This window comes from Amycolatopsis sp. NPDC102389 (assembly GCF_044765885.1).
In the GTDB taxonomy this organism is placed as follows: domain Bacteria; phylum Actinomycetota; class Actinomycetes; order Mycobacteriales; family Pseudonocardiaceae; genus Amycolatopsis.
On record NZ_JBIWKX010000002.1, the window covers coordinates 188,691 to 210,162 of the forward strand.

Genomic DNA, 21,472 nt, shown 5'->3' on the forward strand with positions numbered 1-21,472 from the left:
GCTCCTCACCTCGTGTTCCGTAGGACAGCGGAAAGCGGGAGCGCGGCGCGGTCCCGCTCCGACATCAGCGCCACCGGGAGCGGCCACGGGATCGCCAGTTCCGGGTCGTCGTGGGCGATCGCGACGTCTTCGGCCGGGTCGTGCGCGCGGTCGATCCGGTAGGAGACGTCCGCGTGGTCGGTGAGAGCCTGGAAGCCGTGCGCGCAACCGGCCGGGATGTACAGCGAAACCTGGGTCTCCCCGGACAGCTCGAAAGTCTCCTTGCCCAGGTACGTCGGCGAATCCGGTCTCAGGTCGACGACGACGTCGAAGACGGCGCCCCACGAACACCGGACCAGTTTCGCCTCGCCGAGACCCGAGCGGAGGTGCATCCCGCGTAACACTCCCTTGCGGGACCGGGAAACGCTGTCCTGGAGGAATCCGTTCGGGTCGATTCCGACCGAGCGGACGACGTCGGCGTCGAACGTGCGGCTGAAGAAGCCGCGTTCGTCGGCATGCGGGGTCGGCTCGAACAGGTACGCGCCCGCGATGGCGGGCACCGGAATGGCCTTCATCGGACTCCCATCGGCAGGAAGGCGGCCGACAGGACGGCGAACTGCTCTTCCAGCAGCCGTGCCTGTTCCGCGCCTCGTTTCGCCACGATCTCGGACAGCTCGCCCGCCCTGGACTCGAGCTCCGCGAACTGGCGCACCAGCGCTTCGAAGTCGATCTCCTTGGCGGACTGGCAGAACTCGCCGAGCCCGAGCGTGGTCATGAGGACCTCGTTCTTGCGGGCGTATCCGATGCCCAGCGTCGGTTTCGCCAGCTTCAGCGCGCACAGGACGTTGTGATACCGGGTCGCGACGACGGTCTCGACGGCCGACATCTCCCGCAGCAGTTCGTCCAAAGTGGACATCTCGGCCGTGGCGATCAGCGGCGAACCGACCTTCGCCATGATCTCGTCGACGACCTGCCGATCGGCCTGGTCGCCGATGAACAACCGGACCGGGCGGCCGTCACCGGCCAGCTTGGCCACGAACCGGGTGATGTTGTCCACATAGGACTCGTAGATCTCGTCGGCGCGGGCGCGATCCTCGTTCCCGCCGTGATACGCCATCACCCCGACCCCGACGGAGCGGGGCCGCACCGGTTCCGAAGGCGCGGGGAGGGCGAAGGCCAGGTCGGGATAGACGCGGTCGTTCGTGACGTCCACGCCCATCTCGCGCATCGCGTCACGGGACGGCTCGTCCCGGTAGGACCGGAACGCCGCCAGCCGCGCGGCCCAGCCGATGATCGCGCGGGTGGCCCGCTGAGTGCTCACGTTGGCGCCGACGCTCACCAGCGCCACCTTGGTGCCGACGAGTCTGCCGCATGCCGAAAGCAGCAACAGTGAGTACGGGAAACCCCAGGGGCGTAAGGGAAGGGTGGATTCGAGGACGCCCATCCCCGGCACGATCACGGCGTCCTGGCGCCGTACCCACGCCATCGTGCGGACGATGTCGACGAGTTTCCCGAAGCCCTTCATGGCGATGGACAGCGGTCCCGATGCCGTCCGGTATTCACCGCGGTACCAGTTCAGGGCGGTCGTTTCGAGTCCGTGGCGCGACGCGACGATTTCCGGGCCGCCGCACATCACGCTGAGCGCGGCGTCCGGATGATCCGTGCGCAAGTACCCGAGAACCGCCTCGAAGGAACCGTCGTTGCCGAGGTTCCCCGATCCGAGGAGACCGAACAGCCCGATCCTCGCGGGCGGGGTCAAGGGACTCGTCCCTCCTGGCCGGCGACGACCGCGGCCACGGAAACCTCGCGCGGGCCGAGTTCGGCTTCGGCCTGGACGGGCATCCGTCCCATGGCCGGGTTCCCCGCCCGGTTCAGCAGCCATTGCCGCAGGTAGCGGAAGCATTCGCGCTTCTCCGCGCTGGAGATCGGCGCGTTGCGGATCGCCTTGACGTACCCCAGGACGTACTCGCCGAGCAGCCGGACCATCGGATGGCGGAGCTTGTCGGCCCGTTTCGGGTCGAGGTTGGCGGCCCGCCTGCGCACGGTCGGGTGCTCGTGCTCGGAGCGGCCGGGGTGGTCGCGCCGGAAGTACAGCCAGTCGGGCACCTGGTGGAACGGGCCGTGCAGGGCCAGTTCCGAGATGATCGTGCGATCCGCGTGGTGGTAGCTGTCCAGCGGCGCGACGCGGCGCAGCACCTCGGTGCGGATGACCGAGCCGTCGTCGTCCCCGCCGGTGGCGAACAGCGTGCTGCGGAAACGTTCCGCGGCGTGCGGCGAGACCGTGTTGAGCGGGTACTTCAGCGCCTGGGTGACGACACCCTTCTCGTCGATCATCGCCGTCCACGAGTGCGACAGCACGAACTCGGGATGCTCGTCGAGCGCCTCGATGCAGCGCTCCAGCAGGTCGCGCGCGTAGAGGTCGTCGTCGGAGCCCCATTTGAACAGCTCGCCGCGCGCGACGTCGACGCAGTAGTTGTGGTTGGGCGCGCAGCCGATGTTCACCGGCTGGCGCACGTACCGGACGCGGGAATCCAGCTTCGCGTACTCGCGGCTGATCTCTTCGGTGCGGTCCGTCGACGCGTTGTCCGAGATGATCAGTTCGAAGTTCTCGTAGCTTTGGCCGAGGAGTGCGTCCAGCGACTCGGCGAGGTAGTCCTCGCCGTTGTAGACCGGGAGCCCGATGCTCAGCCGAGGAGCGGTGCTCATGACGTCCTCATTTCTTCCTTCTCCGAAGTCAGGTGTTCCTTGAGAGCGGCGAGCAGCTGTAGCCACCACACCACCGACCCGCCGGTGATCGCCAACGCGACCCCCCAAGCGGATCCGGACGCCCCGGCCAAGAAGGCGCCAATGAGCCCGAAGCCGGTGTAACCGGCCGAGTTGATCAGCTGGGCGCGAAGGCTCCGTTTCGCAGCGCCGAGCGCACGCAGTCCGGCGGCCGCCCCGGTGTTGAATCCCGCCGCGGCGATACCGATGGTCACCGGGAGGATCAGTTCCGAAGCGGGATCCCACACGTCGCCGAGCACGAACCGGCCGGCGTCGTGGGGTACCAGAAGCAAGGCGAGACCCCAGAGCAGGGCCGCCGCCGCCTGGCCCGCGCCGAGAATCGCGCAGAAGTGCCGGAGGCGGTGCGGGGCCCGTTGGAGCACCCGCGAGCCTTCGGCCACCGTGGCCAGGGAAAGTCCCATCAGCAGGGCGAAGAACGGCCCGAGGAGCAGTTCCGCGCCCCGCACCGCACCGACGCTCGCCAGCCCCGCGATCGCGCCGAGGCCGTACATCCGCAATTGCGACGAGCCGCTGGCGCTGACGTTTTCGATCAGGTAGCGGGTGCCGAGGTCGCGGTGCCGTTTGAGCCAGTCGAGCGTGCCGCGCGGATCCGGCCGGACCCCGGCCTGCAGGCAGCCGTAGCCGGCGGCGACCGCCCCGGACAGGCCCCACGCCAGGATGAACGCGACGACCGTGTCGAACCACCGGTGCGCGACGAACAGCGCCGGGATCAGCGCGATACCCCAGACGACGTCGTTGACGAACGCCTTCTTCCCGTGCCCCGCGGCGAAGAAGGTGAACCGCCAGGCGTCCTGCAGCAGCAACGCCGGGATGACCACGCCGAGCGCGACGAACGCCCCGCCGAGGGGGCCACCCACCACGAGACCGGCGACGACACTGACGGCACCGGCGGCGACGCCCGCGGTGAGCGCCGTCCCGGTCGCCTTCGCGGTCGCTGCCCGCCAGGTTTCGGTGGGCACCCCGGAGAACCGCACCATCAGCGGGTCCGTCGTCAGCCCGCGCGAGAGGTTGAGCACCACGCCGTAGCTGACCCAGGCGAGGCTGAACATGCCGAACGCCGTGGTGCCGAGCGAACGCGCGACGTAGAGGCCGACCACGAAGTTGGTGATACTGGAAACGGCCTGGTCGCCGAGGCCCCAGCTGAGCCGTCCGGCCATGGCCCGGACGGCTTGGGAACGCAGAAGTGATCGCATGGGGCCTCTAGTCCTTGAGCAATCCGGCGTCGTGCAACGCCTCGGCGGCGGCGACGACGGAATCGAACGGCAGCCCGGACCGCTCGGCGACGTCGAGCAGGCTGTGCTCGCCGTCCGAGAGGTTGAGCACCCAGAGCATGGCCATCTGGGCTTGTTTGGCGTCGCTTCGCCCACCGAGCGAGCCGTACAACCCGCGCTTGCCGAGTTGCGGCTCGCCGAAGGGGCTGAGGTTGACGTAGCTGCGGTTGCGGTCGAGGACGGCGTGTACGTCCCGCAGGGTCTGGAGGGTTTCCTCCATGGCCTCCGTGGAAACGAAATCGAGGTTGTCGGCCGAGGTGTGGTACTCGGGATAACCCGCGTACGGCGTCCTCGTCAGCGAGCCGACGCCGAGGTTGAAGCCGGGAGAGCAGAACTGGCGTTCGTCGTAGCCGTACGGCGAGAAGTCCACGATCGTGTGCGCGCGATCGGCCAGGACGTACGCGAGCACACGGTCGATTTCGGCGTCGCCCCGGCGGCTTCGCTTGTACGTCAACGATCCCGGGTCGCCCGCGCACGCGAGCACGAGCCCGGCCTTGATCCGGCCGACGCGGTCGTTGTTGCGCGCGAGCCAGGTGATGGCGCCGATCGTGCCCGGCATGAACAGGAACCGGTACGTGTAATGCGGATTTTCCAGCGTCTGCGCGAACGCGGCGGCGATCGCGATCCCGGCGACGTTGTCGTTCGCCAGCGACGGATGGCAGGTGTGGCAGGAGATGATCACCTCGTCGCTGACCTCGCCCGGCACGACGTGCTCGGCGTAGGTGAGGCTCCCGTCGGCCAGCGTGGAATCGATGTGGACCTCGTACTCGCCGTCCGGCATCGCGTCGAGGGTTTCCTGCGCCAGGCAGAAACCCCAGGTCGGCGAGTAGTAGCTGGTCCGGTACGGCACCCACGACGGCTGATCCGGCAGCGTGTGGAGATGACCGCGCAGTTCGTCCAGCGACATCTTCCGCGACACCGGGACGCTGTAGCCGACGACGTGCAGGTTCGACTCGGCGAAGTCGACCACGCGGCGGCCCGAGGCGTCCTTGATGTACGCGTCGCGGATGTTCCATTCCTGCGGCACCGTCCAGCCCAGCACCTGGGTGCCGGTGGGGACTTCGTGGATCTCCAGCGGGACATGCTCGCCGACGATCTCCAGCGTGCGGCGGACGCCGTCGCCGGTGATGCTGCGGCACAGCGGATACAGGCGCTCGACCAGCCTTCGCAGGTCGGCGCTCGGCTCCAGGTCCCGGTGCGACATCAGCGACGCCGCAAGGTGTCGTCGAGTTCGCCGGCGGCGGTGCGGTCCTGCAGCCGCGCGAGCCGGGTGAACAGGCGCTGGAAGCCGTGTTCGGTGAGGCCGTGGGTCTTGTACGCCTCGATCAGTTCGAGGGCGCCGTCCTTGACCGACCAGTCGCAGTCGAAGCCGGGGATCGCCGCGCGGAACCGCGAGAAGTCGACCCGGTACGAACGCGGATCCGCGCCCGCCTCGCCGGTGATCCGCAGCGTCGAGCCGGGAACGGCCTCGACGACCTCTTCGGCGATCTCGGCGACGGTCACGTTGTTGCGTTCGGTGCCGATGTTGAACGCCTTGCCGTGTACCGCTTCCTTCGGCGCCACCAGTGCCGCCGCGAACGCGCGCGCGATGTCCTTGGCGTGCACCAGCGGCCGCCACGGCGTGCCGTCGGAGAGCACCAGCACCTCACCGGAGAGGTGCGCGTGCGCGGTCAGGTTGTTGAGCACGATGTCGCCGCGCAGCCGCGGCGAGAACCCGAACGCGGTGGCGTTGCGCATGTACACCGGGCTGAAGTCGGCGTCGGCGAGTTCCTGGACGTCGTCCTCCACCCGCACCTTCGACTCGGCGTACGGCGTGACCGGGCGCAGCGGCGCGTCCTCGTCGACCAGGCCGTCGCCGCCCGAAGCGCCGTAGACCGAGCACGTCGAGGCGTAGAGGTACCGCTTGACCCCGGCGTCCTTCGCCAGCTTCGCGAGCTTGACCGAAGCGTGGTGGTTGATGGCGTAGGTCAGCTCCGGCGCCAGCGAACCGAGCGGGTCGTTGGACAGCGCGCCGAGGTGGATCACCGCGTCCACGCCGGCCACGTGCTCGGCCGTGACGTCACGAAGGTCGACCTCGAAGCCTTCGGGGTCTTCGGGCTTCGGGCCCAGGACGCAGGTGTCGTAGAGACCGGAGTCGAGGCCGATCACCTCGTGGCCTTCGGCGGCCAGCACCGGGGCCATCACCGTGCCCAGGTAACCCTTGTGCCCGGTCAGCAGCACACGCATGGCTTTCAGCCTTTCGGAGTGAGGTCGAGCGTCAGTTTCTTGAGGTCGAAAGCCTCGGCATAGCGCTGCCCGCATTCGATACCGCGAATGCGGGCGAGGCCGAGAAAGGCTTCCCGGTCGTACCAGGGCCGGTGCCGTTGGGAGGCGTAATGCTCCTGCAGCAGGCGGACCTTCTCCTCGGCGCATTCGGGCGACAGCGGCACGTACGCGGTGGGTTTGCCGAGATCGCCGTCCCATTTCGCGATCTCGTACTCCAGCTGGAGATGGGTGCGGAACACCGTCGGCACCAGCTTCGCCAGGCCGCGGTGGTCCTGGTGCGCGTCCGCCGTGCGCGGGGAGAGGACGAGATCCGGGTCGGTGCGGCGGCGCAGCTCCTCCAGCCCGTTCTTGGCCTCTTCCCAGTGCGCGGGTAGCCGGCCGTCGGGCAGTTTGAGCACGGTGACCTCGACGTCGGCGCCCGGGCAGAAGGCCGCGAGCGCGGCGCGCTCCTCGGCCTCCCGTTCGGTGCCACCGCCGGAAAGGACCAGCGCGTCCACCCGGACGCCCAGGTTGGCGGCGCAGAGCGTCAGCAGGGTGCCGCCCGCCCCGATGGCGATGTCGTCACAGTGCGCGCCGAGCGCGACGAGCCGCCGGACGCCGCCGGTGCCGAGCTCGATCACGCCGTACTCGCCGTTTCGCGTTCCCAGCGTGCCCACGGACGGTCTCCGTGCGCGTAGGCGTCGTCCAGCTGGACGCGTTCCTTCACGGTGTCGGTCGGCTTCCAGAACCCGCGGTACGGATACGCGAGCAGCTTGCCCTGCTTGGCGAGCTCGCCGCAGCCGTCGGCCACCAGGTCGCCGCCCTCGGGGATGTGGTCGAAGATCTCTTGGCGCAGCACGAAATACCCGCCGTTCTCCCACAGCGGCATCTCGCTGACCGGGGTCAGCGCGCCGATGCGGCCGTCCTCGCCCAGTTCGACGCAGTGGAAGGACGACTGCGGCGGCACGACCATCATCGACGCGCCCGCGTCGGAGGCCGAGAAGCGCTCGATCATCTCCGGCAGCGGCGCGTCGGTGAGGACGTCGGCGTAGTTGGCGAGGAACATCTCGTCGCCCTCGAGGTACGGGCGTACCCGGCGCAGCCGCTCGCCGATGGCCGATTCGAGACCGGTCTGCACGAAGGTGATCGACCAGTCCGCGATATCGGTCGACAGCAGTTCGGCCTTGCCGCGCCGCAGGACGAAATCGTTGGAGGTGGTCTCCTGGTAGTTGAGGAAGAATTCCTTGATGTGGTGCGCGCCGTAGCCGAGACAGAGGACGAACTCGGTGTGGCCGAAATGCGCGTAGTACCGCATCACGTGCCAGATCAGGGGTCTGGGGCCGACCATGGCCATCGGCTTGGGCACGTCGGACGCGTCACCGTTGCGCATCCGCATGCCGTAGCCGCCGCAGAAGAGGACTACCTTCACGACTTCACCTCGACGATTTCCAGGTGCGGGATGGGGAAGACCAGTTTCCCGCCCCATTCGTCCACAAAGGACAGCTGGGCGGTCAGTTCCTTCCGGAGGTTCCACGGAAGGACGAGCACGTAATCGGGCCGGTCCGCCTCGATCTGCTCCGGCGGCAGGATCGGGATCCGGGTGCCGGGGGTGAACCGGCCGTGCTTGTACGGGTTGCGGTCGACGGTGTACCGCAGCACGTCCGGGCGGATACCGCAGTGATTCAGCAGCGTGTTCCCCTTGCCAGGGGCGCCGTACCCGACGACGGTCTTGCCTTCGAGCGCCGCGTCGGTGAGGAACTTGTTCAGCTCGAGCCGGACCTTGGTGACCCGCTCGGAGAATTCGGTGTAGCCGGACATTTCGTGGAGTCCGGCCGCCTTTTCGGCGTCGAGCACCCGCGTCATCCGCTCACTCGGCTCACCGGCGACGGCGTCCGGGCGTGCCCACAGCCGGATCGAACCGCCGTGCGTGGGCAGGAGTTCGACGTCCACAACGGACAATCCGCCGCGCGCGAGGGCCCGGCGCGCGGATTCCACCGTGTAGTACTGGAAATGCTCGTGATAGATCGTGTCGTACTGGTTCTCCTGGATCAGCGTCAGCAGGTGCTGGACTTCGATGCTGACCCAGCCGTCGTCGGCGACCAGGGCGCGGAGCCCGTGCGTGAAACCGACGATGTCCGGAATGTGCGCGTAAACGTTGTTCGCCACGACGAGGTCGGCCGGACCGTGTTCCTCGCGGACGTCGCGGCCGCTTTCGGGACCGAGGAACGCGGTCTTCGTCGGCACCCCGGCGTCACGCGCGGCTTGGCCCACGTTCACCGAAGGTTCCACGCCCAGACAGCGGATCTTTTGTGCCACAACGTGTTTGAGGAGATAACCGTCGTTGCTGGCGACCTCGACGACGAACGAGGACTCGTCGAGCCCGAGCCGCTCGACGGCGCCGTCGACGAAGGTTTTGGCGTGTTCGACCCAAGAGGCGGAATACGACGAGAAATACGCGTATTCGGTGAATGTCTCTTCCGGGGTGATCAGCGGCGGGATCTGGGCGAGCCGGCATTCGGTGCAGACGCGCAGGTGCAGGGGGTATGTCGGCTCAGGCTCCTGCAGCTGTTCCGCGGTCAAAAATCGTTCGCACGGCGGTGTGGCCCCGAGGTCGACGACACTGGCGAGATGGGCCGAGCCGCAGAGTCGGCAGGTGGTCATCGAGAGGCTCCTTGGCTCGCGTCACGTATCCCAGACGTCGGCACCTCGGGTCACCTCGTTACATGCCTTCGAGAGGTCTCACGCTTCCGTCTCACAACCGACACCTGCCGTCTCGGCCATCGGCGCAGACGTCTCCGCCATCCGGGCGCGGGCATGCCGGGGCCGATCGCGTTTAGCGGGCTAAACGCGACGCGTGAGGCCGGCGCGGACGTCGCGAAAGCCACTTTCGCGACGTCTGATGTCCCGAAAGTGGCTTTCGCGACACCGACCGCCGCGCTCGCCCGGCCGGATCGCGTTTAGCGGGCTAAACGCGATCCGGCCCCAGACCCGCCCACTTCGCGTTTAGCGGGCTAAACGCGATCCGGCCCCAGACCCGCCCACTTCGCGTTTAGCGGGCTAAACGCGAAGTGGGCGCATGGGCCTCACAGGGTCAAGAGACCACCAGCGCGTAGTCCGCATCGGTCGCCGACGTCTCCGGGTGGCCGTCGGCGTTCACCTGCGTCGCCACGACCTCCACCGTCCAAGTACCCGCGGCCGGCTTCTCGAGGATGACGTTCTCCACCGTGTCGATCGTGTTCGGCGACCCGCCCGCGGTCGAGAAGTTGCCCGCCTTCAGCCCGTTGTTGCCGTAGTAGACGGTCCCGTTCGGCGCGGTGACCTTCAGCGTCAGGTCGTTGACCCTGGTGACCGACGCGCTCGGCGAGCCCGCCGGGTCGGTGTAGGCCAGCGTGGCCTTGAACTGCTTGGTCCCGTTCACTGCGACCGTGTACTTCTTCGACTGTCCGGTGCCCAGCAGATCCGTCTCGTTCACCAGCACCGGCAGTTTCCACCCGTTCGCCTTGGCCTGTTCGTGCAGGTACCGCACGTTCGCGGTGCCCCAGCCCTGGTGCGTCCGGGTCATGTCGTGCGAGGTGCCGCTGAACGCGAACTGGTCGGCCCCGTTGATCAGCAGCGCCTTCGCGGTCGCGGCGTGCGGGCGGCTCGTGAAGACGTCGCGACCTTTGCCGGGGCCGCCGTCGAACACACCGTCGGCCCACATCTGGAACAGCAGCCCGGCGTTTCCGCAGGTGATCGGCGTCGCGCCGCTCGTGCCACCGAACGACGTCGTGTACGAGGTGTCACTGCCGGAGGACGTGGTGTCGATCCGGTCGTAGTAATTCGACAGTTCCGGTTTGATCCGGCCGTCGGCGGCCGGGCCGATGCTGGCACCGCCGCTCCACTTGTCGTCGGTGCGGCCCAGCGTGTTGTAGTGGTACTGCCCGCCGACCGAGAGCACGTTCTTCGACCAGGCCTGCGGCCGCGACTGCTGAGTGCCCGCGTTGCTCTGCGACTGGCAGATCAGCAGGTCGTGGTCGAAGACGATCTTGTCGAGCTCGGCGGAGACCGAGTTGTAGGCCGTGGTCAGCCCGCCGCCCCAGCTGTTGCTCTGGAACACCGCGCGGTACTTGCCCGCCGGGTCGACCAGTTCCTTGGTGTGGGCGTAGCGGTCCGGCTTGTCGTAGGTGGCGAAGATCCCTTGGGCCTCGGGCAGCAGCCCTCGTTGCGGCGCGCTCACGCCCGACGCGAAGATCTCGCCGTACGTGGACGTCCCGTGGCTGGTGCTGGTGGAGTTCGACCCGTGCATCACCGTCGGCCGCGCCTTGAACTCCTGATGGGTGACGCGCAGCCCGCCGTCCATCACCTCGCCGCGCACGCCCTGGCCGCGGTAGCCGCCGACGCTCTCGAGGTAGTTCGCGCCCCCGCTCTCCCTGGCGTTGGCCATGTCGGTCTCGGGAGCGGTGATCGCGCCGACCGCGAGCACCTCGGCCCCCTGCGCCACGGTGGCGGCTTGCCCGGGGCCGAGGTTCGCCACGATGTGCTGCCCGCTCTGCGAGATCGCCTCGATACGGCCGCCGAGCCGCAGGATCCGCTCGGCCACCGCGCGCTGGTCCCGCACGTCCGATTCGACCAGCGTCACCAGGTAACCGCCCGTCGCGGCGAGTGAGATCTCCACCTTGTCGTCCGCCCGGTATTCGCCGAGCCAGCGGACGAAATTCAATTTCGCGACCGATTCGCGGTTCTCCGGCTTCAACCGCACCACGTAGGCGAAATCGGGAATGTAGGTCCCGATCCGCACGCCGAGCGAACGCAATCGCCCACGCTGTTCGTCGGTCAGCGCGTTCCGGACCTGGAGGAGGTAGGCGCCCTTCCAGTCCTGGCTCGCGGCCGTGCGCTGGCTGAGCGGATCGAAGGTCCTGCTGGCCAGGCGGATGAACTGGGGATCTTCGGCGGCCGGGGCGGCGACGGCCACCCCGCTCGTCAGGAGCATCGCGCCGACCAGGGGCGCGAGAAAGCGGACAGACTTCGACCGTGGCATGAAATACCTCCGGGGAGCTCTGCAGGGGAGAGATCTTCCGAAGGTACCGGCCGAAAAGCGTGACGATCAGCCGCTGAACGGCCCAGCCGTTTTCCGGCGCCGCGGGAAATGGAGCATAAACGGTTAAAAACTGATTCAGATCTCGTCGATCGCCCCGCTGAACCGTGTCAACCGCTCGCGTTCCTCCTCGCCGAGCCGCCTCGTGCTGCCTTCGGGCAGGACGCACGCGACCCAGATGGTGCGGCAGCGCGCGAAGACGGCCCGTTCGTCGCGCAGCCTGCTGTTCACCACGACGTCGCAGGTCCCGATCCGGCCGACCACGGTCTCCACCTCCACCGGGTTGTCGCGGAAGGTCAGCCGGCGCAGGTAGCTGACGTTGTGCTTCGCGATCAGATACGCCGGTCCCTTGGCCTGGAAGAGGTGCTCGCGCCGCGGGTCGAGCATCGCGACCTGGGCTTCCTGGAAGTAGTCCAGCAGCCGCACGTTCCCGACGTGACCGAGATGGTCCAGGTCGGTGACACGCAGGCGATGGCGGTAGAGGTGGATCTCGGGAGCGGGACGCGCACTGGTCGTCCCCAGCGGATGTGCGTGCACGAGGTGGATCTTCAAGGATCACGTGGTGTTCCGGCCGCGCGGCGCAACGGACACCGGCCCGGTTCACTCCATCAGGGCTTCGGAGAGTTCGCGGATCGCGGCGGTCTCGGCGGTGTGGATGTCCCGGATCATGGTGCCCATCGTGCTGAAGAGGTCACGGGTGTCGACGTCGGTGAACGGCGTTTCGTCGTTGTAGTGCGCCCGCAGTTTCCACATCTCCTCACCGGCCGCGGCGGCGGCGTCCTGCCCCGCGTCGCCCTCGCGGACGCCCGCCGACACCGCGTCGGCCAGCCCGCGCACCCAGGCGAATTCGGCGTTCGACGCCGGAACGGCCGCCTCGGCCAGCTCCGCCCAACGCTCGGCGATTCCGCGCCAGGTCGAGGCCTGTTCGGCCAGTGCCGGGAGTTCGAGCAGGGCGGCGGCCTCGGTGAGCGCGTCGGCGAACAGCCCGCGCAGATGCCCGCCCTCCATGCCGGCGGGGGTGACGCTCTCCCAGACGTTGAACAGCGCCCCGACGAGCCCTCGCCGCTCCCCGAACGCGCGCGGCCAGCCCTTGGGGCCACGTTCGTCGGTCATCGCCTTCGCCCAGCGCTCCCAGGCGGGCAGCGAGAACGACTTCGACGGCTCCGAGAGGTTGCGCGCGCAGTCCGTCAGCCCGTCGCGCACGGCCGCCCGCCAGTCGGGGACCTCGCCGGGCTGAGGCGTGGCGAGCAGGTTCTTGTACGAGCCGACCCGGCCGCGCGCGGCGTCGAACGTCTTCCGGTCGACGGTCAGTGGCGCGAGGTTCCGGTCGTCGACCAGCACCCGGCCGTCCTCTTCGCCGTACGCGACGACGAAGTGGCCGCCACCGCCGGACATCTCCGGCGGCAGGTGCCAGTAGCCGAGCGACTCGCGGTCGGGTAGGACGAGCACCGGCCGTCCCGCTTCGAGGTCCGCGGAAAGCCGTTTCGCGGCGGCCCGTTTGCCGCCGGTGGTGTGGATGCCGGCACCGAGCCCGAGACGGTCCATTGTGGACTTGAGCCATTCGAGCGGATATTGCCAGCGCGCGCGGAAACCGAACACGATCGTCGACATCGTCTCGTGCGCGAAGTCCCACAGGATGTAGCCTGCCCCGATCCCGCCGGACACGGCGAAGACCAGCGCCTCGCCGGGCGCCTTCCCGTCCGGCCCTTCGACACCGTGATGGTTCAGAACGGCGGTCACCGCTGAAACGTCGGGTTGCAGCCCGCCACGCAATGCGTACTCGCTCACCCCGCCATCATGCCCGTTCCGGCGTCAGAAGTCCCTGATCAGGCAAACCCTGCCGCGTAAGGGATCCGCCACGTACACCGTCCTGGTGCGCTGATCGACCGCGACCGCGCCGGGGTTGACGCCGAGTGACAGGTCGCCGGTGAGCAGGTTCGTCCTGCCGTCGACCCTGGCGATGCCGTTGGGGCCGCCGTTGGTGTAAACGGTGTTCGACCCCTCGTGGATCGCGAGCGCCGACGACTCCGAGCGCAGCAGCACGGTCGCCTTCTCCCTGCGCGCAGCTGTGTCCACTATGGACAGATGATGGATGGCCGAATTCGCGACGAACACCGTGCCGGACGCGCTGTGCACGGCGACGCCGGTCGGCGACTTGCCCACCGGGATCCCGCCGGTGAACTCGCCCGCGCCGATGTCGAAGATCTCCAGCGAGTCGGTGGCCGTGCTGGTGCAGTAGGCGAGCTTGCGCCCGCTGTCGACCGCCGTCGACGACAACCCCGGTGTCGGGCCAGGGGCCAGGGTCAGCAGGCGGCAGCTCACGCCGTCGATGACGGCGAGCGTCCCGGTGAGGTCACTGACCGCGTAGATGCGGTTCGCCTGCTCGTCGACGTCGACACCGGACGCGCCGGGGCCGGCGGGCACCACGCTGACGACGTCGTTGGTGCGCCCGTCCAGGACGAGGACGGTCCCGCCGGGCGGGTTCGCCACGAAGACCCGGTTGGTCACCGTGTCCACGGCCAGTCCGGCGGGCTCGCCGCCGACCGGGATCACGTCGCCGACCGTGCCGGACCGCGAATCGAGGACGACGATCGTGCCGGTGGACGGATCCGAGACGTACGCGAAGCCGGTGACGGAATTCACCGCGATCGCCTCCGGGGCGCCCCCGACCTCGACGAGAAGCACTTTCTCGGCTCTGGCCGCCGGCGCGAAGGCGACCGCGGAGGCACCGGCCGCGGCCAGCGTGAGCAGGGCTCGGCGGCTCAGCTCGGGTCCTCGCACAGGCGCCTCCCGATGATCGTTCCGGGCTTCGACGATAACCCGCCGTCCGAGCGCGCGAAGGAACTTCGCGTCCCCCGATCGCGTTGTTTCCGATGAGTAACCCCCACCCCCGCGAAAGAAAGGAGCAGGACGCCGTGCACAAGCACCAGAACGGGCTGAAGACCGTCGTCCTGCTCGGCGTGCTGTCCGCGCTCATCGTCGGGATCAGCGGTTTCTTCGGGCGGGGCGCGCTGGTCATCGGCCTGGTGGTGGCGCTCGGCGTCAACGCGTACGCCTACTTCAACTCGGGCAAGCTGGCGCTGCGGGCCATGCGCGCGCGGCCGGTCTCCGAGGCCGAGCATCCGGCGATGTACCGGATCGTGCGGGAGCTGGCGACCACCGCGCGGCAGCCGATGCCCCGGCTCTACATCAGCCCCACCGTGGCCCCGAACGCCTTCGCCACCGGCCGCAGCCCCCGGCACGCGGCGGTGTGCTGCACCACCGGCATCCTCGACCTGCTCGACGAACGCGAACTGCGGGCGGTGCTCGGGCACGAACTGTCCCATGTCTACAACCGCGACATCCTGATCTCGTGCGTGGCGGGCGCGCTGGCGAGCGTGGTCAGCGTGATCGCCAATATCGCGATGTTCACCAGCGTCTTCGGCGGCGGCGACCGCGAGGACGGTGACAGCCCGCTGGTCGGGCTGCTCCTGGTGCTGATCGGGCCGATCGCGGCCGCCGTCGTGAAGCTCGGGGTGAGCCGGTCGCGGGAGTTCCAGGCGGACGCGTCGGGAGCGGAGCTCACCGGAGACCCGCTCGGGCTGGCGTCCGCGCTGCGGAAGCTCGACCAGGGGACGCGCGCGGCGCCGCTCGTGCCGGAGCCGAAGCTGGTCTCGCAGTCGCACCTCATGATCGCGAACCCGTTCCGGCCGGGCGAAGGCCTCTCGAAGCTCTTCTCGACCCATCCGCCCATGGCCGAACGCATCCGGCGCCTCGAAGAGATGGCCCGCCGCCCCTACTGACCAGCCGTTTCGCGTTTAGCCCGCGAAAGGCGACGCGTCCGGATCGCGTTTAGCCCGCTAAAGGCGACGCGCCGTCCGGATCGCGATTAGCCCGCGAAACGCAGGTCGCCCTCCGGATCGCGATTAGGGGGCTAAACGCAGGTCGGCCCCGGCGTCCCACCTCGTGAGAGCGGGAATCGAGGGGTGGGCGCGCGAGTTCCCCGGGCATGGGTTCCGCACAGCAGTTGCACCTCGGGGTCGCGCTCGACGGGGCCGGGCAGCATCCGGCCGCCTGGCGGGTCTCCGGCGTCCGCCCGTCCGCCTTGTTCACCGCCGCCCACTACCTCGCCCACGCGAAGCTCGCCGAAGCGGCTTCGCTCGACTTCGTCACCCTCGACGACACACTCGCGCTCCAGCCCGGAGGCGAGGAGGTCGTCCGAGGCCGGCTCGACGCGTTGCTGACCTTCGCCGCGATAGCCCCCGTGACCAGCGGAATCGGCCTCGTCCCCACGGTCACCACCACCCACACCGAGCCGTTCCACATCTCGACGGCCGTCGCTTCGCTCGACTTCGCGAGCCGCGGCCGCGCAGGCGTCCTCGCGGTGCCTTCGCGCACCGAGGCCGAGGTCGCGCATTTCGGCAGGCGCACCCTGCCGTCCGAGGTGGACGCCGAAGCGGAGAACGCCGAGGTCGTCGACGTCATCGCCCGCCTCTGGGACAGCTGGGAGGACGGCGCGATCATCCGCGACGAGCCGACCGGCCGCTTCATCGACCGCGAGAAACTGCATTACGTCGACTTCGAAGGCCGCTTCTTCAGCATCAAGGGACCTTCGATCACGCCGCGCCCGCCGCAGGGCCACCCCGTCGTCGCGGTGTACGGCGACTCGCCGTACGCGCACGGCGCCGACGTCGTCCTGGTCGACGAAGTCCGCGGCGCCCGCGAGCGTTTCCCGGACGCCAAACTCCTCGCCGGTCTGTCGATCGTGCTCGCCGAGACCGAGCAGGCGGCCCTCGACCGCCGTCGCGCGCTCGACGCCTACGCACCCTTCGCGACCGGAGGGCTCACCTTCACCGGAACGCCCGCCGACCTCGCCGCCGAGCTGCCCCGCATCGCGGAGTCGAGCGGCCTCGACGGCTTCCACATCCGCCCCGCGGTCCTGCCTGACGACCTGGCGCTCTTCACCGCCGAGACCGTGCCCGCGCTTCAGGCCGCGGGCGTGTTCCGGCGGGCCTACCCCGGCACCACCCTGCGCGACCATCTCGGCCTCGGGGTCGCCGCCAACCAGTACGCGGAGGCGTGACAGATGCCCAAGCAGGTCAAACTCGCCGCGCATTTCCCCGGCGTCAACAACACGACCGTGTGGAGCGACCCGCGTTCGGGTAGCCAAATCGACTTTTCGTCCTTCGAGCATCTCGCGCGCACGGCCGAGCGGGGCAAGTTCGACTTCCTGTTCCTCGCCGAGGGCCTGCGCCTGCGTGAACACGCGGGCAAGATCCTCGACTCCGACGTCGTCGGGCGGCCGAACACCACCACCGTGCTGGCCGCGCTCTCCGCGGTCACCACCCGGCTCGGCCTCGCGGGCACGCTGTCGTCGACCTTCAACGAGCCGTACGAGGTCGCGCGGCAGGTGGCGAGCATCGACCACCTTTCCGGCGGCCGCGCCGCGTGGAACGTCGTCACCTCACCGGACGCGTGGACCGGGCAGAACTTCCGTCGCGGCGGCTTCCTGAAACGCGAGGACCGCTACCGTCGCGCCGAGGAGTTCCTCGCCACCGTGCGGGAACTCTGGGACAGCTGGGCGCCCGACGCGCTGGTGGGGGACAAGGAGAACGGCGTCTTCGCCCGGGGCATCGACCGCTTCGTCCACAGTGGACCGCAGTTCGACATCCGCGGCGAGTTCACCGTCCCGAGGACCCCGCAGGGGCAGCCGATCGTCATCCAGGCCGGCGATTCCGACGAGGGCAGGGAGTTCGCCGCCAAGACCGCCGACGTCATCTTCAGCCGCCACGGTTCACTGGAAAGCGGCAAAGAGTTCTTCGCCGACGTCAAGCGGCGGCTGCCCGCCTACGGCCGCGAGCCCGGCGAACTGCTCATCATGCCCGCGGCGACCTTCGTCCTCGGCGACACCGAGGAGGACGCGCATGAGTACGCCCGCGAGATCCGCTACCAGCAGGTGCGCCCGGCGACCGCGATCCAGTTCCTCGAACAGGTCTGGAGCCGCGACCTTTCCGCCTACGACGCCGACGGCCCGCTCCCCGAGATCGACCCGGATCCCGATGCCGAACCGCTGACCTGGGGCCGGGTCCGCCACGAGAAGGACCCGCTGGCCGTGGCCGCGAAATGGCGGGCGATCGCGGAGGAGAAGAAGCTCTCCATCCGCGAGCTGGTCATCGAGGTGACCGCGCGACAGCAGTTCGTCGGCACCGCCCGGCAGGTCGCGGAGTCGATCGACGAATACGTCCAGAGCGACGTCGCCGACGGTTTCGTGCTGGTTCCGCATCTGACCCCTGGTGGGCTGGACGCGTTCGTCGACGGCGTCGTCCCGCATCTGCAGGAACGGGGCGTCTTCCGGACCGACTACACCGGAGACACCCTGCGGGAGCACTTGTTCAGCCGGTAGCACCCTGGGTACGCGCGACGTTCATCAGATATTCGCCGTAGCCGGACTTCGCCAGCTTCGCGCCGAGCGCGTAGCACTGGTCGGCGTCGATGAAGCCCATGCGCAGCGCGACTTCTTCGAGGCAGGCGATCCGGACGCCGGTCCGGTGTTCGAGGACCTGCACGAACTGGCCCGCTTCCAGGAGCGAGTCGTGCGTGCCGGTGTCGAGCCAGGCGAACCCGCGGCCGAGGTCGATCAGCGTCGCGCGGTCCTGCCGAAGGTAGGTGAGGTTGACGTCCGTGATCTCCAGCTCGCCGCGCGGGGAGGGCTTGAGGTCACGGGCGATCTCGATCACCTGGTTGTCGTAGAAGTACAGGCCGGTGATGGCCTTGTTCGACTTCGGCTTCTCGGGTTTCTCCTCGATGGAGAGGAGCTTCCCGTCGGCGTCGATCTCGCCGACGCCGTACCGCTGCGGGTCCTTGACCGGGTAACCGAACAGCACGCAGCCGTCGAGCGCGGTCGCCGCGGCCTGCAGCCTGCTGGAGAAACCTTGGCCGTAGAAGATGTTGTCGCCGAGCACGAGCGCGACGTCGTCTTCGCCGACGAAGTCCGCACCGATGACGAACGCCTCGGCCAGCCCGTTCGGGGCGGCCTGTTCGGCGTAGCTGAAGCTGAGCCCGAACTGGCTGCCGTCGCCGAGCAGCCGCCGGAAATGCGGCAGGTCGACCGGGGTCGAGATGATCAGGATCTCGCGGATCCCGGCGAACATCAGCACCGAGATCGGGTAGTAGATCATCGGCTTGTCGTAGACCGGTAGCAGCTGTTTCGATATCGCCTGGGTGATGGGATGCAGACGCGTCCCACTGCCCCCCGCCAGCACGATGCCCTTCATGCGATGCCCCCGCTTCGGTATCCGATCGCTCGGAACCTCACACTACCGGGTGGTTCAGAACGCCGGACCCTTCGCGAAATACGCCTTGCAGCCGAGGTTGTACTCGGTCGAGATCTGCAACACGTTCTTGCCGCCGTCGACGGGCAGCAGCGTCGAGCTGTAGTTGGGGCAGAAGTTGTTGTGGATGCCGGTGATGTGCACCGGCGCGGGCAGCTCGTACCAGTTCCCGGCGCCGAAGTTGTCGTTGGCCAGCAGGACCTGGCCGTTCTTGGCCTGCGGGACCCCGGCGGCGTCGGTGTAGATCTGCCCGACCATCACCAGCCGCACCCCGTTCGGTCCGCCGGGGAACAGCGTGATCGTCTGCGCGTGCTGGAAGTAGTTGCCGCTGGCGGTGGTGACACGGGTGCCGGGATCGAGGGGATCGCCCCAGTTGGCGCCGTCGGAGGAGATCTTGAAGTACGGGTCGCAGTAGCGGTCGCGGTAGTTGCAGATCTCGTAGGCCAGGTAGTACCGGCCGTCGGGGAGGCGGCGGATGATCGGCATCCCCGGCCGCACCCGATGCGGCGGGATGGCCATCGTGCGCTGCTTGGTGCCCCAGTTCACCCCGTCGGTGGAGGCGACCCGGTTCATCACCTGCGCGAACTGCGGCGCCTCGGTCTCGTCGGCGTAGTGCAGCCACAGCGTGCCGCCCGCGTCGACGACGAACTCCGGCTCCCAGATGCCGTCGTGATTGTGCGAGCGTGCGGCCTCGGACAGGAAGGACCATGAGCGGCCGGCGTCGCGGCTGTACCAGATCCTGATGCCGATCCGCCGTTGCGGACCGGCGTCCTGCCGGTAGCTCGCGGCCCACAGCACGGTGCCCGCGCGAAGCCTGCCGACCCGCTGCGGCAGTTCGTACAGCGTTCCGCAGCACATCCCGCGGCGACCGTCGCGGTCGCGGACCTCGCCGACCTTGTGGAAGGTCTGGCCCTCGTCGGTGCTCTCCATGATCGGGGTGAACTTGCCGTCGGCGTCTTCGCTGGTCAGCGACGCCAGGATGCGGCCACGGCCGATCTGGGAATGCTCCAGGCGGATCAGCCGCGGGTACGAGCCGTAGCCGGGCACGAGCTGTTGGCGCTCCGCGGCCTGCGCGGACGTGAACAGGGACGCGATCACCGTGAGTGACAATGCGAAGGCGAGTGCGGAGCTGAAACGGCGTTTCATCGTGACCTTCCTCGAACGCGATCGCCGGATTACAACACGGACTTTTGTCCCTTTCGGGCTCCTGTGAAGGCGTCGCGCCGGAAACCCACGTCCGAGTGGCCTGAATCGCTCGCCCGAGTGATTCGGTAACGCTGGGCTATCGACCGGCGAAGATCCGATGACGGGTCCGACTAGGGGGAAACACGTGATCAGGCGCTTGTGCGCGGCCTCGGGTGCCGTGCTGCTGACCGCGGGCCTGTTGGCCTGCTCGCCGACGACACTGGGTCGCGTCGTCCCACAGGCGGCCGCCCCGGAAGGGCTGCGCCCGCCGTCGTTGTCGAGCCCCACGCCGACCACTAGCCCGAAGCCCGGCCCGCAGCCGGAGGAAAAGCACTCGGGGAAGGGGAACGCGTCGGTCCCCATGGCCTGGCCGTCGCGCCTCGGTTTCGTGACCTTCGACTGCCCGAAGTGTTCCGGGCACGTCGCGGTCAACACCGAGAACGAGCTGATCGTCAACGACATCGGCCCGTACAAGGGCACGCAGTGGATCAACGACATGCCCGGCCGTCAGGCGAAGACGTTCACCATCAAGGCCAACGCCGCCTGGACGCTGACGATCACCGACGAAAGCGGCTTGCCCGTGCTCTTGCCGGGCAAACCCCTGTCCGGCAAGAGCGAAGCGGTCTTCGCCGCGCCCGACGGCGTCACGTCGGTCGCCATCACCACCAAGAAAAGCGGTCGCACCGCGGTGTGGGTGCACAGCGGCGACTACTCGGAGCTCCCCGTGAACCAGCTCGGCGACTACCAGGGCAGCGTGCCCGTGTCCGGCCCGGCCTTCGTGTCGGTGGAAGGCGACGGGACCTGGACGGTCACCGCGTCGTAGACATGACGAAGGCCACCTTCGGTCGAAGGTGGCCTCGTCGTCGCCGTGCTCAGCGGTAGTTCGTGAACTGCAGCGCGATCTCGAAATCCTTGCCCTTCAGCAAGGCGATCACGTCCTGCAGCTGGTCCTTCTTCTTGCCGGACACCCGCAGCTGGTCGCCCTGGATCTGCGCCTGGACGCCCTTGGGGCCTTCGTCGCGGATGAACTTGGCGATCTGCTTCGCCTTGTCCGACGCGATCCCCTGCAGGATCTTGCCGCCGATCTTGTAGATCTTGCCGGACAACGCCGGCTCGTCCGCCTCGAAGGCCTTCAGGGAGATGCCGCGCTTGATCAGCTTCTCCTTGAACACCTCGACCGCCGCCAGCGCCCGCTCCTCGGTCTCGGACTCGATCGCGATCGCCTCTTCACCGGACCAGTCGATCTTGGTCCCGGTACCCCGGAAGTCGAACCGCGTACCGAGTTCCTTGCTGGCCTGGTTCAGGGCGTTGTCCACCTCCTGGCGATCGACCTTGCTCACCACGTCGAAAGAGGGATCCGCCACGTGTTCTCACACCTCGTACTCGCTTGTCAGGAGCTTCCACCCTAGCCCTGCGGAACCCGGTTGACCGGCCCGCCACGGCATTGGGTATTCTTTCGTCTCGGCCGGGGACACCCGGCCACGGCGAGTTGCCCGAGCGGCCAAAGGGATCTGACTGTAAATCAGACGGCACAGCCTTCGGGGGTTCGAATCCCTCACTCGCCACACCGAAGCGGCCCCGTGACCCAGTCACGGGGCCGCTTCGTTTGTTGTGCGGCTCACCTT

At 68.5% G+C, this 21,472-nt stretch carries 20 protein-coding genes and 1 tRNA gene; 5 read left to right on the top strand and 16 right to left on the bottom strand.

Features of this window, described 5'->3' with window-relative positions:
- Positions 1–5: 5 nt before the first annotated feature.
- The 13 genes from ACIRGA_RS02700 to ACIRGA_RS02760 form a co-directional block, all read right to left on the bottom strand.
- Positions 6–554 (bottom strand): dTDP-4-dehydrorhamnose 3,5-epimerase family protein, encoded by a 549-nt coding sequence (locus ACIRGA_RS02700; RefSeq protein ID WP_400935951.1) that lies wholly within the window; start codon positions 552–554, stop codon positions 6–8.
- Positions 551–1,738, bottom strand: coding sequence for a polysaccharide pyruvyl transferase family protein (locus tag ACIRGA_RS02705; RefSeq protein WP_400935952.1), 1,188 nt, complete (start codon positions 1,736–1,738; stop codon positions 551–553). The genes ACIRGA_RS02700 and ACIRGA_RS02705 overlap by 4 nt, the downstream gene beginning before the upstream one ends.
- Positions 1,735–2,685, bottom strand: coding sequence for a glycosyltransferase family 2 protein (locus ACIRGA_RS02710; protein ID WP_400935954.1), 951 nt, complete (start codon positions 2,683–2,685; stop codon positions 1,735–1,737). Before ACIRGA_RS02710 ends, ACIRGA_RS02705 begins: the two co-directional genes overlap by 4 nt.
- A complete protein-coding gene (locus ACIRGA_RS02715) occupies positions 2,682–3,956 on the bottom strand; it encodes a hypothetical protein (RefSeq protein WP_400935956.1) in 1,275 nt (424 codons plus the stop codon). The genes ACIRGA_RS02710 and ACIRGA_RS02715 overlap by 4 nt, the downstream gene beginning before the upstream one ends.
- 7 nt (positions 3,957–3,963) lie before the next feature.
- Positions 3,964–5,238 carry a DUF4910 domain-containing protein gene (locus ACIRGA_RS02720; RefSeq protein ID WP_400935958.1) on the bottom strand — a complete coding sequence of 425 codons (1,275 nt, stop codon included), beginning with the start codon at positions 5,236–5,238 and terminating at the stop codon, positions 3,964–3,966.
- On the bottom strand, positions 5,238–6,260 hold the full coding sequence (locus ACIRGA_RS02725) for an NAD-dependent epimerase/dehydratase family protein (RefSeq protein ID WP_400935959.1): 1,023 nt from the start codon (positions 6,258–6,260) through the stop codon (positions 5,238–5,240). Before ACIRGA_RS02725 ends, ACIRGA_RS02720 begins: the two co-directional genes overlap by 1 nt.
- 5 nt (positions 6,261–6,265) lie before the next feature.
- Positions 6,266–6,919, bottom strand: a complete 654-nt coding sequence (locus ACIRGA_RS02730) for a PIG-L deacetylase family protein (protein ID WP_400936189.1) — start codon at positions 6,917–6,919, stop codon at positions 6,266–6,268.
- Positions 6,916–7,707, bottom strand: coding sequence for a glucose-1-phosphate cytidylyltransferase (locus ACIRGA_RS02735; protein ID WP_400935961.1), 792 nt, complete (start codon positions 7,705–7,707; stop codon positions 6,916–6,918). Before ACIRGA_RS02735 ends, ACIRGA_RS02730 begins: the two co-directional genes overlap by 4 nt.
- Entirely contained in the window at positions 7,704–8,939 is a 1,236-nt protein-coding gene (locus ACIRGA_RS02740) for a class I SAM-dependent methyltransferase (protein ID WP_400935963.1), read from the bottom strand. The genes ACIRGA_RS02735 and ACIRGA_RS02740 overlap by 4 nt, the downstream gene beginning before the upstream one ends.
- A 430-nt stretch (positions 8,940–9,369) precedes the next feature.
- Positions 9,370–11,295, bottom strand: a complete 1,926-nt coding sequence (locus ACIRGA_RS02745; RefSeq protein ID WP_400935965.1) for a S8 family serine peptidase — start codon at positions 11,293–11,295, stop codon at positions 9,370–9,372.
- 135 nt (positions 11,296–11,430) lie between these two features.
- Positions 11,431–11,889 carry an acyl-CoA thioesterase gene (locus ACIRGA_RS02750; protein WP_400935966.1) on the bottom strand — a complete coding sequence of 153 codons (459 nt, stop codon included), beginning with the start codon at positions 11,887–11,889 and terminating at the stop codon, positions 11,431–11,433.
- Positions 11,890–11,952: 63 nt separating this feature from the next.
- Positions 11,953–13,140, bottom strand: coding sequence for a BtrH N-terminal domain-containing protein (locus tag ACIRGA_RS02755; protein WP_400935968.1), 1,188 nt, complete (start codon positions 13,138–13,140; stop codon positions 11,953–11,955).
- A 24-nt stretch (positions 13,141–13,164) separates the two neighbouring features.
- Complete coding sequence (locus ACIRGA_RS02760; protein WP_400935969.1) at positions 13,165–14,133, bottom strand: YncE family protein; 969 nt, start codon at positions 14,131–14,133, stop codon at positions 13,165–13,167.
- A 134-nt stretch (positions 14,134–14,267) separates the two neighbouring features.
- On the opposite strand from ACIRGA_RS02760, the gene htpX reads away from it, so the two are divergent.
- The 3 genes from htpX (at position 14,268) to ACIRGA_RS02775 (ending at position 17,734) form a co-directional block, all read left to right on the top strand.
- Positions 14,268–15,134 (top strand): zinc metalloprotease HtpX, encoded by an 867-nt coding sequence (gene htpX / locus ACIRGA_RS02765; RefSeq protein WP_400935971.1) that lies wholly within the window; start codon positions 14,268–14,270, stop codon positions 15,132–15,134.
- Positions 15,135–15,340: 206 nt separating this feature from the next.
- The gene (locus ACIRGA_RS02770; RefSeq protein WP_400935972.1) at positions 15,341–16,414 is read left to right on the top strand and encodes an LLM class flavin-dependent oxidoreductase; all 1,074 of its coding nucleotides are present in this window, start codon (positions 15,341–15,343) and stop codon (positions 16,412–16,414) included.
- Between the two features lie 3 nt (positions 16,415–16,417).
- Complete coding sequence (locus ACIRGA_RS02775; RefSeq protein WP_400935973.1) at positions 16,418–17,734, top strand: NtaA/DmoA family FMN-dependent monooxygenase; 1,317 nt, start codon at positions 16,418–16,420, stop codon at positions 17,732–17,734.
- Here ACIRGA_RS02775 and rfbA read toward each other — a convergent pair.
- Together rfbA and ACIRGA_RS02785 are read right to left on the bottom strand one after the other, a co-directional pair.
- On the bottom strand, positions 17,724–18,605 hold the full coding sequence (gene rfbA / locus ACIRGA_RS02780) for a glucose-1-phosphate thymidylyltransferase RfbA (protein ID WP_400935974.1): 882 nt from the start codon (positions 18,603–18,605) through the stop codon (positions 17,724–17,726). The genes ACIRGA_RS02775 and rfbA overlap by 11 nt on opposite strands.
- A gap of 54 nt (positions 18,606–18,659) precedes the next feature.
- Positions 18,660–19,808, bottom strand: a complete 1,149-nt coding sequence (locus ACIRGA_RS02785) for a sialidase family protein (RefSeq protein ID WP_400935976.1) — start codon at positions 19,806–19,808, stop codon at positions 18,660–18,662.
- A gap of 184 nt (positions 19,809–19,992) precedes the next feature.
- On the opposite strand from ACIRGA_RS02785, the gene ACIRGA_RS02790 reads away from it, so the two are divergent.
- Complete coding sequence (locus ACIRGA_RS02790) at positions 19,993–20,670, top strand: hypothetical protein (RefSeq protein WP_400935978.1); 678 nt, start codon at positions 19,993–19,995, stop codon at positions 20,668–20,670.
- Between the two features lie 49 nt (positions 20,671–20,719).
- On the opposite strand, the gene ACIRGA_RS02795 is transcribed toward ACIRGA_RS02790, so the two are convergent.
- The gene (locus ACIRGA_RS02795; protein WP_007030975.1) at positions 20,720–21,211 is read right to left on the bottom strand and encodes a YajQ family cyclic di-GMP-binding protein; all 492 of its coding nucleotides are present in this window, start codon (positions 21,209–21,211) and stop codon (positions 20,720–20,722) included.
- A 119-nt stretch (positions 21,212–21,330) separates the two neighbouring features.
- On the opposite strand from ACIRGA_RS02795, the gene ACIRGA_RS02800 reads away from it, so the two are divergent.
- Positions 21,331–21,412 (top strand) — tRNA-Tyr (locus ACIRGA_RS02800).
- Positions 21,413–21,472: the final 60 nt, after the last annotated feature.